The sequence below is a fragment of the Streptomyces sp. NA02950 genome (genome assembly GCF_013364155.1).
GTDB lineage: Bacteria > Actinomycetota > Actinomycetes > Streptomycetales > Streptomycetaceae > Streptomyces.
Window position 1 is genome coordinate 8,362,991 of record NZ_CP054916.1, and the last position, 13,561, is coordinate 8,376,551.

The 13,561-nt window shown below is 73.2% G+C and carries 9 protein-coding genes, 3 pseudogenes and 1 riboswitch; of the genes and pseudogenes, 5 read left to right on the forward strand and 7 right to left on the reverse strand.

What is annotated here, in order from left to right:
* Positions 1 to 3: 3 nt before the first annotated feature.
* From thiM to HUT19_RS36215, 4 genes and pseudogenes are all read right to left on the reverse strand, one after another.
* Complete coding sequence (gene thiM, locus HUT19_RS36205; protein ID WP_176184798.1) at positions 4 to 816, reverse strand: hydroxyethylthiazole kinase; 813 nt, start codon at positions 814 to 816, stop codon at positions 4 to 6.
* A gap of 59 nt (positions 817 to 875) precedes the next feature.
* Positions 876 to 1,208: pseudogene (locus HUT19_RS36210) on the reverse strand (hypothetical protein); the annotation flags it as partial.
* Between the two features lie 150 nt (positions 1,209 to 1,358).
* Positions 1,359 to 1,452, reverse strand: a riboswitch (TPP riboswitch).
* A gap of 80 nt (positions 1,453 to 1,532) precedes the next feature.
* Positions 1,533 to 1,673 carry a DUF1963 domain-containing protein gene (locus HUT19_RS43610; protein ID WP_254885968.1) on the reverse strand — a complete coding sequence of 47 codons (141 nt, stop codon included), beginning with the start codon at positions 1,671 to 1,673 and terminating at the stop codon, positions 1,533 to 1,535.
* Entirely contained in the window at positions 1,631 to 2,413 is a 783-nt protein-coding gene (locus HUT19_RS36215) for a DUF1963 domain-containing protein (protein ID WP_254886276.1), read from the reverse strand. The genes HUT19_RS43610 and HUT19_RS36215 overlap by 43 nt, the downstream gene beginning before the upstream one ends.
* Positions 2,414 to 2,696: 283 nt before the next feature.
* On the opposite strand from HUT19_RS36215, the gene HUT19_RS36220 reads away from it, so the two are divergent.
* The 5 genes from HUT19_RS36220 (at position 2,697) to HUT19_RS36240 (ending at position 12,383) form a co-directional block, all read left to right on the forward strand.
* Positions 2,697 to 5,315 (forward strand): MXAN_6230/SCO0854 family RING domain-containing protein, encoded by a 2,619-nt coding sequence (locus tag HUT19_RS36220; protein WP_176184800.1) that lies wholly within the window; start codon positions 2,697 to 2,699, stop codon positions 5,313 to 5,315.
* A gap of 675 nt (positions 5,316 to 5,990) precedes the next feature.
* Positions 5,991 to 6,206, forward strand: coding sequence for a type A2 lantipeptide (locus HUT19_RS36225; RefSeq protein ID WP_176184802.1), 216 nt, complete (start codon positions 5,991 to 5,993; stop codon positions 6,204 to 6,206).
* Positions 6,207 to 6,443: 237 nt separating this feature from the next.
* The gene (locus HUT19_RS36230) at positions 6,444 to 7,250 is read left to right on the forward strand and encodes an HlyD family efflux transporter periplasmic adaptor subunit (RefSeq protein WP_176184804.1); all 807 of its coding nucleotides are present in this window, start codon (positions 6,444 to 6,446) and stop codon (positions 7,248 to 7,250) included.
* Positions 7,247 to 9,526, forward strand: a complete 2,280-nt coding sequence (locus HUT19_RS36235; RefSeq protein WP_303332306.1) for an NHLP family bacteriocin export ABC transporter peptidase/permease/ATPase subunit — start codon at positions 7,247 to 7,249, stop codon at positions 9,524 to 9,526. The genes HUT19_RS36230 and HUT19_RS36235 overlap by 4 nt, the downstream gene beginning before the upstream one ends.
* 1 nt (position 9,527) lies before the next feature.
* On the forward strand, positions 9,528 to 12,383 hold the full coding sequence (locus HUT19_RS36240) for an NHLP bacteriocin export ABC transporter permease/ATPase subunit (protein WP_176184806.1): 2,856 nt from the start codon (positions 9,528 to 9,530) through the stop codon (positions 12,381 to 12,383).
* Between the two features lie 38 nt (positions 12,384 to 12,421).
* Here HUT19_RS36240 and HUT19_RS36245 read toward each other — a convergent pair whose 3' ends face one another.
* From HUT19_RS36245 to HUT19_RS44445, 3 genes and pseudogenes are all read right to left on the reverse strand, one after another.
* Entirely contained in the window at positions 12,422 to 13,000 is a 579-nt protein-coding gene (locus HUT19_RS36245; RefSeq protein ID WP_176184808.1) for a hypothetical protein, read from the reverse strand.
* A 207-nt stretch (positions 13,001 to 13,207) separates the two neighbouring features.
* Positions 13,208 to 13,366, reverse strand: a pseudogene (locus tag HUT19_RS43615) (hypothetical protein); the annotation flags it as partial.
* Positions 13,345 to 13,395: pseudogene (locus HUT19_RS44445) on the reverse strand (hypothetical protein); the annotation flags it as partial. The pseudogenes HUT19_RS43615 and HUT19_RS44445, both read right to left, overlap by 22 nt.
* Positions 13,396 to 13,561 lie beyond the last annotated feature (166 nt).

The following is a 13,561-nucleotide window of genomic DNA, read 5'->3' on the forward strand; positions in this document are numbered from 1 at the left end:
CGCTCATGAGATCGCCGCCCGCTCGGTGAGCTCCGACGGCTCCAGCGCGGCGAGGGCGTCCAGGAACGCCACCGCGAAACTCCCGGGGCCCGACGCCTCCCGCGCGGCGAGCTCGGCGGCCACGGTGTACACGGCCACGGCGGCCACCGTGGTGGCGAACCGGTCCTCGTCCAACGCCGCGAACGCCGCCATCACCGCCCCCAGCGCGCAGCCGCCGCCGGTGACCCGGGTCAGCAGCGCGTCCCCGTTGGCGATCCGGGCGTGCCGGGTGCCGTCGGTGACCACGTCCACCGGACCGGACACGGCGACCACCCCGCCGGTGGTGCGCGCCAGCGCCTCGGCGGCCTGCCGTGCCGCCTCCACCTCGTGCGCGGAGTCCACTCCGCGGCCCCCGTCACCGCCGTCCGCCAGGGCGATGATCTCGGAGGCGTTGCCGCGGATCACGGTGGGCCGCAGCTCCAGCAGCCGCCGCGCCAGCCCGGTGCGCACCGGCAGGGCGCCGACGGCCACCGGGTCCAGCACCCACGGGGTCCCGGCCGCTCCGGCCGCTCGCGCCGCCTCGGCCATGGCGGTGCGCTGCTCCGCGTGCGGCGTGCCCACGTTGACCAGCACGCCTGACGCGATCCCGGCGAACGGCCCGGCCTCCTCGGGGATGTCCACCATCGCGGGGGAGGCACCCAGGGCCAGCAGCGCGTTCGCGGTGAATCCGGTCACGACCGCGTTGGTCAGACACTGCACCAGCGGGGTGGTGTCGCGCACCCGGGCGAGGGCGTGCGCGGCGAAGGCGGTGTGCTCGGGGGCGGTGGAAGGGTCCATGGCGGAACGCTCCGGAAGGGGTCGGGACGGCGGCGGGGGGACAGGGGCGGCGCCGGACCTCACTCCGGCACCGGGCCGAGGCGGCGCGGCTCCCCGGCGGGCGCGTGGCGGCGCATCCTGAGCGGTGCGTAGACCAGGAGTGCCGCGAGGAAGGCGGTGTAGTAGGCCAGATCGGCGCCGTGCAGCGCCTCGGCCACCGGGCCCGTGTACAGGCTGGTGTCCATGAACGGTACCGCCGCGGCGAAGGCGGCCGCGAACGCCGGCAGCGCGGGCCACCAGGGCTGCGGGCGGGCGTTCTCGGTGGCCAGGTCGACCGGCGCGCCACCGCGGGGCCGGGCCCGGGCGAACCAGTCCACGGCCACGACGGCGACGAAACCGGGGATCCAGTAGCCGAACAGCCGTCCCGGCCCGCCGTAGCGGTGGGTCTCCGGCACGGGTGCGATACCGCGGGCCTCGACCCGCAGATCCCCCGGGGAGGCGGGCATCCGTCCGTCGTGGACGGAGGCCGGGGCGGTGGCCGCCGGGCCGCCGGGGGCATGCGGCAATGACATGGGTGACATCCCTCCGCCAGTGCTAACTGGTTCAGGTTCGACGGGTGTGATCTCAGCCCCCGCAGGGGCACCCCGTGTCCGGGTAAGGCGGCCCCAGCGTAACCCTTCGATCCATGGCGCCCTTTCCGAGGGCGGTCGGCGGGGCCACCACGGCCCAGCGGAGCGTCAGCCGCACTGCCAGGTGAACACGGCCGCCTCGAAACGGCCCGCGGCGAGGTCCTCGGGGCGGATCAGCCAGTACAGGACATCCCCGTCACCCCACATCATGCCGGTGTCCTCGTCGGAGTCGAACTGGGCCAGCAGCACCCACCGCGCCGCCTCCTCCTCCACCCGCGGGTCCTCCCAGCCGACCTCGTCGCCCAGCGCCGCCTTGGCGACCGTGATCTCCACGGCGTCCTGCACACGGCGTGCCCGCCGATCTGGTGCGCGGCCCCGGCCCGGTGGTCCCACAGCGCCTCCTGGAACGTGCCGGAGCGCACCGGATGGGCGTAGCGCTCCATGACGGACAGCGCGCCGAGCCCGAACGCGGCCCTCAGCGCGGTCGATTCGGAGTCCGGGCGCTCGGTGCCACCCGGGCCGTCAGCGGCACGGCCGGAAAACGGGGTGAGCCCCTCGGGAGCGGGCCGCTCGGGGAAGCCGGCGGACCCGGGCGGCAGATGCAGCAGCCGCGCACCGGCCCAGGTGTCCGGATCGCAGGTGTCCACCACCGCCTCGCACTCCTCGTCCTCGAGGTAGAAGAAGGCCAGCCGGCCCTCGGGGCGCAGCGGGATGTCCAGCTCGTCCACGGGCAGCGCGGCACAGTCGACCACGGCCACGAACGACAGCGGGCCGTGAGCCCCCCAGACGGGCCACTCCATGTCCTCGGGCAGCCGGGGCAGACCGCCGAGCTGACCGCCCACCGGATCGCCCGCACCGGCCGCCCGGAGGTGGGCGGCCGGGCGCAGCAGCGCCGTCCAGCGGTCGGCCAGGTCGGTGGGCAAGTGGGTGCGGGCCGGCGTGTGCAGGGCATCGGGCCCGGTGTTCTCACGGGTGTCCGTACCCACCATGGTGGTCACCGGCGCCGACAGCCCCGCCCCGGGTTCCCGCTCCCGGAGGGGAGGCGCCGCGTGACGCCCGCCACCCGACGGGAAAAGCGCTGCGAACGCACCGCCGGTCTTGGTACGTTCTGCGCAGCGGGCGGCTCTCAGGTGTGCTTCCTTCTCACTCGATTACTACGACAACCAGCGCACCGCACTTCCGCCCGCTCCAAGGCTTCACGCCGCGCCCGCCCGTACCGGCGGGCGCGGCTGTTTTCCGTCGGCGGGGGCCGTCGGACAAGGGGGATTCAGCATGACCGCCACCACCCGTGCCGCGTATGCCCGGACCGAACTCCGCGGTGTCGCCGAGGTGCTGCTCGCCCGTCGGGGCGCGGTGTTCCTGCCCGCCCACGACCGGGCGTCCGGGCCGGTGTCCCCGGAGGTGCTCGCCGGTGTGGTCCTGCTCGAGGCCGACCTCCTCGACCGCGGCTATGTGCTGTCCGCGCCGCTGCGCGAAGCACTCACCGGGAGCGGCCCCACGGCGATGGCCGTCGCCGGACGTACCCTGCTCGCCGACATCGACCGGGCGCTCGGGGCCGATCGCGACCACACCCCGATCTTCCGGCGGTTCCCCGACAGCACGCCGCACGACACCACGGCCTGCTACGTGGACCGGGTGCTGACCCTGCTGGCACAGCATCCGCGGCAGCCGTGTGTGCTGTGCGGAAGCGAGGGCACCGTCCACGCCGTCTCGCCGTGTGCGCATCTGGTGTGCCGCCGGTGCTTCGACGGATCGGACTTCGCCGCCTGCCCGATCTGCTACCGCGCCATCTCCGACGACGACCCGTTCCTGCGTCCGGCCCCGCCGCGGCCCGAGGCCGGACGCCACCGCGCACTGCCCGAGCGGCTGCGTGTCCTCGCCCTCGGCGGCGACATGGCGGCCCGTCGGCACGCCGTCCACGAGGAAACGGGCCGCCTGCTGAGCCGTACCGCCGCGCTGTCCCCGCAAGACGCCGATGACCTCGCCGCACTGCTCGAGGCGTGCGGCCGCGCCGACCTGGAGTGGCTTCCCACGACCCTGCCCGGGCGCGAGACGAAGGCGCGTGTCCTGGCGTGGCTGCTGCGCGCACCGGAGACCCGCGCCCAGGTGCTTCCCGAGGTGGCGGCGCGACTGGACACCGCCACCGACATCCTGCGGCTGCTGGCCGTGTGGTCCGGTGGCGACCCGGGCCTGGTGGAGGTCCCGCGGCTGGCCCCGGTGCCCCGGCCGGTGCGCCGGGCCCTGCTGGGCGCGCTCGACGCGCTCGACCCGGCCCTCGCCGTCGCCGACATGCGGCGCCACCGCGCGCTGTGGATCCCCGCGGCCCACGCCCTGCACCCCTTCGAGTACGCGGACCGCTATCCGCACGCCGCGCTCGCGGTGGCGGCCCTGCGGAACATCCGACTGCCGTACGACCGGTTCGGCGACGCCCTGCGCACCGCCGCCGAGCCGCTGACCTCGGTCGACACCACCGGTGACCGGCCGCGGGTGCGCACCTGGGGCGGGCGGGTGGAGACGGCGCTCGCCGACGGCGACCACCGCCGCGCCACCGCCCTGCTCGCCCAGCGCCCCGGTGAACTCCTGCGCCGCCTGGACCATCTGCTGCGGCTGGCCGGTGACGACACCGAACCCGTCCTGTCCGCCCTGCCCCGAGCGGCCACCCGGGTGTCGCCCGCGGTGCTGCTGTCCGCGCTCGGCGCCCTGCGCGCCCGCCGGCGGCCCACCGGCGAGCGAGTGTTCTTCCCCAAGGGCGCCCAGGCCAAGGCGTATCTGGCCGACGACGACCGGGACGCCCCGACGGGCCATGCGGTCGAGACGGCCATCACCGCCCTGACCGAGGAGGTGCTGCGCCGCGCCGCCGCCCTCGGCCCGCTCGACGTGGCCGTGGTCGACGCAGAACTCGACGGCATCGTCGCGCCGTTCGCCGAGCGGACCGCCTCGCGCGCCCTGGTGACCCTGCCGCGCGGCAGCGAACGTGCCCTCACCCCGGGCCGTACGCTGCGGCTGTTCCTCCACTGGACGGAGAGCGAGGAGTCCGGCCAGACCGATCTGGATCTGTCGCTGGCCCTGTTCAACGAGGACTGGGAACACATCGGCACCTGCGACTACACCGAGCTGCGCCGCACCGGCGCCGTCCACTCCGGGGACCGCACCAGCGCCCCGGCCCCGGACGGCGCGTCGGAGTTCATCGACCTGGACCTGGACAAGCTGGAGAACGCCGGGGTGCGTTACGCCGTCGCCGTGGTGTTCTCGTACAACGACGTGCCGTTCGTCGAGCTCGCCGAGGCGTTCGCCGGATTCATGGTCCGCGACGAACCCGGCGACCGGGGGCCGGTCTTCGACCCCCGCGCCGTCGAGCAGCGTTTCGATCTGACCTCCGCATCCCGGAGTTCGGTACCGCTGGTCCTGGACATCCCGGGGCGCACCATGCGCTGGCTCGATGTGGTCCAGGGTGTGTCCGGCACCCGTCATGCCGTCCACCGGCACGTCAAACTGCTGGCCGTCCTCGGGAAGAGCCTCACCGGGCTGTTCGCCTCCGGCGCCCGGGTCGGTCTCGGTGAACTCGCCATCTGGCAGGCCGCGGCCCGTGCCGGCACCGTCCTGCTGCGCCACTCCGACGGCTCGATCAGCCCCTACCGCCGCCGCGAGGGCGAGGACGCCATGGCCTTCGCGGGACGCATCGGCGCGCCGGACCACGACCCGTCGGCCGGTACCGAGCAGGAACCCGCCCGGATCGGCGCGGCGTTCCTCGTCCGCGGTGACCTCCCGCTGCCCGAGGGCTGCCCGGTGTACGCCCTCCACCCGGCCGGTCTGGACGCGGCGGCGGTGCGTCTGCTGACCGCGTCCGATGTGGTCAACTCCCTGGCGCAGCACGCCACAACGGTGAACTGAGCACGAGCGGAACCACCGGTCCGGCCGCCCGCCACGGGCGGTCGGGCGCACCACAGTGCCCCGCCCGAAGTCAGGTCCTCTGCGGTACTCATGCGCTCTATGTCCATTCCGCGGGAATTCCCGGCCTTTCGGCGGAGCATCCGCCCGATGGTGCAGTTGTCATAACGCACACCGATCGGCGGGATGGGCTGAATTGGGCCGCGTTATCGGCAACCCGTCGCACATGTCGTATTCCCGGTGTGTACGGGATCGGGAATGGGAGTGCCGGTCGGCCAGTCTTCAAGCGATCGGCACACCTATTACACAGACGACGTGTGTGGAGCCCGGATTGGGCGCCGGATCCGGTCCGCGCATGGGGGCTTCGCCCGTGATCCCGGGGTTGTCCGACGAGGTCAACAGGGGTGCGCAGGAGAAGAGTGACGATGCTGTGAAGAAGAGCCGCACATCACGTGGCCGTCTGTGCCCACCCGGTGATCGAGACGTGACGGAATGCGCTGTTCCGTGCGACGTCTGATTCGCAGCCCACCGAGTTGGCGTGATTACATCCTTTCGCGCTGAAGCGTTCTCAGGAGCCGGTCCCCGGAATCCTGTGATTGTTCTGCGGGGGCCGAGACATTCGGCAACCGCGGGCCGCTGAAGGCTCATTCGAGATATTTATCCAAGGGAGACGCAATAATGAACAACGCACCCAAGGTCGCGACCCAGGAGATCTCCGACGCTGAGCTGGACAACGTGGCCGGCGGGCTGGGTGCGACGGTCACCGACGCCCTCGGCACCGTCGACGCCGCCACCGCCCCGGTCACCGGCGCCGTCGGCACCGCCACCGGCACGGTGGACGGCCTCACCGGCCTGAACACCACCGGTGTTGTCGGCACCGTCGGTGCCCTCTGAGGCGACCCTCACCCCCTGAGGCGATCTCACCTCTGAGGCGACCTTCACCTCGCCTCCCGGTGCCGCCGAGCGTGGCACCACCGGTCGGACGGCCCCGCCGAACGACCGGCCCCGTGCCCCGGGCCCGCCTGGTCCGGGGCATTCGGCGGTCCACTGGTGCCCACCCGGTGGACGGCCGCGGCGCCACCGAGCGAAGCCGCGCACTCCATCCGTTCCCGCGGTTGAGGAAAGACTCTCGTGCAGTTCCGCCAGCAGGCCCTTTCCAAAGCGCAGTCGGCAGAGGACATCGATCTGCCGGTGCGCTACGCCCGCCCGCAAGGGTGGCTCGCCCTGGCGGTCACACTCGTCGTCATGGCCGCGGCCGCCGTCTGGTCGGTGACCGGCACCGTGTCCAGCACCCTGGCCGCCCCCGGCATCCTCACCCACGGACAGGGCAGTTACGTCCTCCAGAGCCCCGTCGCCGGACAGGTCACCGCCGTACTCGCCAAGGAAGGCAGCACCCTGCGCGCGGGCGCACCGCTGCTGAAGATCCGCACCCCGCGCGGCAGCAGTGTCGTACGCACCCTCGCCGCGGGCCGGCTCACCACCCTGGTCGCCTCGATCGGCTCCGTCCTCACCACCGGCGCCGACGTCGCCTCAATCGAACGGGTCCGCCACTCCCGTGACCCGCTGACCGCCACCCTCTACGTACCGGCCGGACGCGCCGCGTCGGTGCCGGTCGGCGCACCCGTCGACCTCGGCGTGCAGTCGGCGCCCACCCAGACCTACGGAGTGCTGCGCGGCCACGTCCGAGCGGTCGGCCGCACCGCCCAGTCGCGCCAGCAGATCGGCTCCCACCTCGGCAGCGACCAGCTCGGCGAGGAGTTCTCCAAAGACGGCCCGCCGGTCGCGGTGCTGGTCCGGCTGGACCGCTCCACCGCCACCCGCTCCGGGTACCGCTGGTCCTCCCCGAAGGGCCCGCCGTTCACCCTCGACTCCATGACCCTGGCCACCGGCACGGTCCATCTGGCCGACCGGCACCCGATCGAATGGCTGCTCCCGTGACCACCACCCCCGACGGCGGACCGCCCCGCCCGGCACCGGCCGGCAGCAGCGGACGCCGCCGCACCGAGCCCGCCCGGGGACGACGGCGCGCCCCGCGGCGCACGGCCGGGCCCCAGCGGCCCCGGCGCCGTACCGTGCGCACCCCCACCGTGCTCCAGATGGAGGCGCTGGAGTGCGGTGCCGCCTCGCTCGCGATGGTGCTCGGACACTACGGCCGCCATGTGCCGCTGGAGGAGCTGCGGATCGCCTGCGGAGTCTCCCGGGACGGCTCCCGCGCGAGCAATCTGCTGCGGGCCGCGCGCAGTTACGGGCTGAGCGCCAAGGGCATGCAGATGGAGCCGGAGAGCCTGGCGGAGGTGCGGGCACCGGCGATCCTGTTCTGGGAGTTCAACCACTACGTCGTCTACGACGGCATGGGGCGCCGGTTCGGCAGGCGCGGGGTGTACATCAACGACCCCGACAAGGGACGCCGGTTCGTGCCCTCCGAGGAGTTCGACACCAGCTTCACCGGTGTGGTCCTGGTCTTCGAACCCGAGGCGAACTTCCGCCGCGGCGGCCGCCGCCCCGGGGTACTGGGCGCCCTGCCCGCCCGGATGCGGGGCACCACCGGCACCCTGCTGGCCTCGCTGCTGGCCAGTCTGCTGCTGGTGGTGGTGGGCGCCGCGGTCCCGGCGCTCAGCCGCACCTTCATCGACACCTTTCTGATCGGCGGGGAGACCTCCGCACTGGGGCCGCTGTTCGCCTCGATGGCCGTGGCGGTGCTGCTGACGGCCGTGCTCACCGGGGTGCAGCAGGCCAATCTGCTGCGCGGCCGGATCATCTCCTCCACCCTCAGCAGCGCCCGTTTCCTGCGCCATCTGCTGCGGCTGCCCGTCACCTTCTTCGCCCAGCGCAGTCCGGCCGACCTGGTCCAGCGGCTGCGGTCCAACGACACCGTGGCGGAAACACTCGCCCGCGACCTCGCCGCCGCCGCGGTCGACGGAATCGTGGTGGTGCTCTACGCCCTCCTGCTGTGGACCTACGACCCCCAGCTCACCCTGGTCGGCGTGGGACTGGCGCTGCTCAACGTGGTCGCCATGCGCGTCGTCATAAGGCTGCGCGCCACCCGGACCCAGAAACTGCGGGCCGACACCGCCCGGCTGACCACCACCTCGTACACCGGGCTCCAGCTCATCGAGACGATGAAGGCCACCGGCGGCGAGAACGGCTACTTCCGCCGCTGGGCGGGCCAGCACGCCATCACCCTCGAGGAACAGCAGCGGCTGGGTGTGCCGAGCGCGGCCCTGGCCGTGGTGGCGCCCACCCTCGCCACCCTCAACAGCGCGCTCATCCTGTGGATCGGCGGACTGCGGGCCGTCGAGGGCCATGTCTCGGTCGGACTGCTGGTGGCCTTCCAGGCGCTGGTGGCCCGGTTCACCGCGCCCATCACCCGGCTCAACGGCGTGGCCGGGCGCATCCAGGACTTCTCCGCGGACGTGGCCCGGCTGAAGGACGTGGAGAACTTCCCGCTGGACACCCTCTACACCCGCGACCAGCCGGAGCCCGACACCCGCAGGCTCACCGGCCATGTGACGCTGGAGGACGTCACCTTCGGCTACAACCCACTGGACGAACCGCTGCTGCGCGGCATCTCCCTGTCGGTCGGCCCCGGCCGCCAGGTGGCACTGGTCGGCGGCTCCGGCAGTGGCAAGTCCACCGTGTCCCGGCTGGTCTCCGGCCTCTACCGCCCGTGGGAGGGGGCCATCCGCATCGACGGGCAGCGTCTGGAGGACATCCCCCGCGGCGCGCTCGCCGCCTCGGTGTCCTTCGTCGACCAGGATGTCTTCCTCTTCGAGGGGACGGTCCGGGACAACGTGGCGCTGTGGGACCCCTCCATCCCGGACGAGGCGGTGGTGGCGGCCCTGAAGGACGCCGCGCTCCACGACGTCATCGCCCGCCGCCCCGAAGGCATCCACGGCCGCGTCGAGCAGGACGGCCGCAACTTCTCCGGCGGGCAGCGGCAGCGTCTTGAGATCGCCCGCGCCCTGGTCCGCCGCCCCAGCGTGCTGGTGCTGGACGAGGTGACCAGCGCCCTGGACGCGCTGACCGAACGGACCGTCATGGACAACCTGCGCCGCCGCGGCTGTGCGTGTGTGGTGATCGCCCACCGGCTCAGCACCGTGCGGGACAGCGACGAGATCCTCGTCCTGGACCACGGCACGGTCGTGGAACGCGGACGCCACGAGGACCTCGCCGCGGCCGGGGGACCGTACGCCCAGCTGATGAAGGAGCACTGAGATGGCCTCCGTTCACCCGGTCGCCACCGTGGCCGCGGACGGCGGCGACGCGGTGGTCCAGGCGCTGGGCGCACTCGGCACCCCCGTCGACCGCACCGGACTGCGCAGCCTTCCGCTGGAGGGCCCACAGGTGCTCTGGCTCGTCACCGGTGGCGCCCTGGACCTCTTCGCGGTCGACGCCGCCGAGGAGGGACACTGGCACTTCCTCGGACGCCTGGAGCCCGGCGCGGCGCTCCCGGGACCGGTCGAGGGCCCGCGCCACACCCTGGTCGGCAGGCCCTCGCAGGACTGCGCGGTGCGCCGGATCCCGCTGCGGGAGCTGTACCGGCCCGAGCGGTACGAGGCGTACGCCACCGGCTGGGCCGGCGAACCGTACGGCGACGTCCCGGCGACCCCGCTGGAACACGCCGTGGCGCTCGGGGTCAGCCGCAGCCTGGGCGTACTGTTCCAGGCCCCGCTGGACGGCGGCGGACCGGCGGCCGAGGGCGAGGCGGCCGACGAGGACCTGCTCTGGCTCCCGGTGCCGCCCGGAAGTGTCCGCTATGGCGCCGAGTACAGCGCCCAGGCCGCCGGTGACCTGCTGATCGACGGTGCGCTGTGGCAGCGGATGGTCAATCAGCAGTACCGGCTCGGCACCGCCGTGGACCGCTGGATCGAGGCGCTGGAACGCACCCACGCCGACCGCACGGCGGCCGGGATCCGGGCCGGTGAGGCGGTCCGCTCCCGCGCCGACCAAGCACTGATCGCCTCCATCGGCCGCCCGCGGCAGGCGTCGCGGGCGGCGGAGGACACCACCGACGACACCGTCCACGCGGTCTGCCGCACGGTGGCCGAGGCCGCCGGAATCACGCTGGCCGACGCACCGCGGGGCGCCACCGCCGACGACGACCGCACGAGCCCGGTGGAGCGCATCGCGGTCGCCTCCCGGATCCGTACCCGTGCCGTCCGACTGGAGGGCGAGTGGTGGCGCGAGGACGCCGGACCGCTGGTGGGCTACCGCGCCCTGTCCGGCGCCCCGGTGGCGCTGCTGTGGCGGCGCGGCCGCTACGAGGCGGTCAACCCCGCCTCCGGTCTGCGGATGCGGATCGGCGAGGGCAACGCCGACGAGTTCGAACCGCGTGCCGTGATGTTCTACCGCCCGCTGCCCGACCGTCCGATGACGATGTGGCGGCTGCTGCGGTTCAGCGCCCGCGGGGTGGCACCCGATCTGCGCAACCTCGTGGTCGGCGGACTGGTGACGGTGGCGCTGGGCGCCCTGGTGCCGGTGGCGACCGGTCAGGTGCTCGGCGGCTTCGTCCCCCGGGCCGAGAGGAGCCCCATCGTCCAGATCGCGCTGGCCCTGATGGTCGCGAGCGTGGTCTCGGCCGCCTTCATGCTGCTCCAGAACCTGACCCTGCTGCGGCTGGAGGGACGGCTGGAGAGCACCCTCCAGCCCGCGGTCTGGGACCGGCTGCTGCGGCTGCCGACCCGCTTCTTCGCCGAACGTTCCACCGGTGAACTGGCCAGCGCGGCGATGGGCATCAGCAGCATGCGCCGGGTGCTCTCCGGTGTCGCGCCCGTGGTCCTCCAGGCGGGCACCGTCGGCGCGATGAACCTCACGCTGCTGCTGTACTTCAGCGTGGACCTGGCGCTCGCCGTGATGGCCATGCTGCTGGTCATCTCCGGGGTGTTCCTCGGGATGGGGCTGTGGCAGGTGCGCTGGCAGCGGCGGCTGGTGGAGAGCGAGAACAAGCTCAACAACCAGGCGTTCCAGACCCTTCGCGGACTGCCCAAACTGCGGGTCGCCGCGGCCGAGAACTTCGCCTACGCGGCATGGGCCCGTGGCTTCGCCCACTCCCGCGAACTCCACCAGCGCACCGGGCGGATCAAGAACCTCACCCAGGTGCTCGACGCTGTCTACCTCCCGCTGTGCTCGCTCATCGTGTTCATGCTGCTGGCCGGACCGGCGCGGGGGAGCATGTCGGCGGGGGCGTTCCTGACGTTCAACACCTCTGTCACCATGCTGCTCACCTCGGTCACCCAGCTCACCAACGCCCTGGTCTCGGTGGTCGCGGTGCTGCCGATGTTCGAGCAGGTCAAGCCGATCCTGGACGAGCCGCCGGAGGTCCGCGGCGGCAGTGCCCAGCCCGGGGCGCTCACCGGCGATCTGCGCGCCCGCAACCTCACCTTCCGCTACGCCGACGACGGCCCGCTGGTCCTCGACGACGTCTCGCTGGAAATCCGGCCGGGAGAGTTCGTGGCGGTCGTCGGCCCCAGCGGCTGCGGCAAGTCCACCCTGCTGCGGCTGCTCATCGGTTTCGAACGGCCGGTGTCCGGCAGTGTGCTCTACGACGGCCAGGACCTCGCCGCCCTCGACCAGGCCGCCGTACGCCGCCAGTGCGGGGTGGTCCTCCAGAACGCCCAGCCCCTCAACGGCACCGTGCTCGACTGCATCCGCGGCGCCGAGCCGTACACCCCCGAGGAGGCCATGGCCGCCGCCGAACTGGCGGGTCTGGCCGAGGACATCCGCCGGATGCCCATGGGCCTGCACACGATGATCTCCGGCAGCGGTGCCGTCTCCGGCGGCCAGCGCCAGCGGCTGATGATCGCCCAGGCCCTGATCCGCCGTCCGCGCATCCTTTTCTTCGACGAGGCCACCAGCGCCCTGGACAACGAGACCCAGCGGGTGGTCATCGACAGCACCCGCCGCCTCCACGCCAGCCGCCTGGTCATCGCACACCGGCTGTCAACGGTCATGGACGCCGACCGGGTGCTGGTGATGGAGGACGGGCGGATCGTCGAACAGGGCGCCCCGGCCGCGCTGATGGCCAAGCCGGGCGGAAAGCTCTACGAGCTCGTGCGGCGGCAGATGCGCTAGGGGGTTCCGTAACGTCGCGTCGCGGGCCCGGCGGCACTTTACGGACACCCCTGGGCCCCGTCCGGGCGTCCCGTCAGCCGGACACCGGGGGACCCAAGCGCCCGCAGCGCCTCCCGTGACACCCGGTCGTCGGGCACCTGGGCCAGGACATGGTGGCCGGGTTCCCCGACCGCGGTCAGTGTCACCGGCCGCAGCCGCAGCTCACCGGCGACCGGGTGGTGGAAGCAGCACACCGGGGGTGGGGCACCGACCGGCTCCGGCCGTCTGTACCACTCGGCCGCGACCGGGTCGGCCATCAACTCGGCCACCAGCGCGCCGATCCTGCGATCCCCCGGCCTGCGCGCGGCACGGTCGTGGAACGCGGCCAGCAGTGCGCGGGCTTCCCGCTCCCAGTCGGCCAGCAGGAGGCGGGACGGAGGCCAGCGGAAGAGCAGCCAGAGCAGATTGCGCTGCTCGGGCAGGAGCCATGCGGGGTCGGTGAACAGCGCGGCGTATCCGTCGTTCCACGCCAGCAGGTCCCCGCGCCAGTCCACCACGGCGGCCGGATGCGGTCCCATCGCCCTGACCAGGGTCAACAGTTCGCGCGATGCCCAGCCGGGCGCGGGGCCGGGCGTCACGCACTCGTCCACGCCACGACATACGGCCGTGATCCACGAGTCGTTCAGTGCGGTCCGCGGGTTGTCCGGAGCGGCGCCCGGCTGCGTACGCCCGGCTCCACACGGTCGGTCCCCGGTCCGTCCGCGGACGGAGCGGCACCGCTCCGTCTCTCCGTCTTCGGCGAACCGGGCGAGGGCGTCGACATGACGGTCCGTGATGTCCTTCCCCTTCACCCCCGCGAACCAGATGACCTTGGTGACGCCCAGCAGCTCCTCGAGCCGGGCCTCGATCCGGTCAGCCGGGCGTCGATGCGGGTGCCCCCGGCGTGGGCCGGGACGGAGCGGGCGACCCGTGCGTCCCGCGGGTGCCGCTGTCTGCCGCCCCAGCCGTTGAAGCGGAGGTCGATCCCCTCCAGCCCGTCCCGTCCGCGGACGAACGTGGGGCCGCTGTCCGCGCGGCCATCCCGAGCAGATGCTGCCGCGCGAGCCCCAGGAGGAACCGGTGGTCATCGAGAACAGCGCCGCCTGGGGCGAACTGCGCGCCGCCGCCGTCCTCCAGCCCGAGCTGCGCCAGCGGTTGCC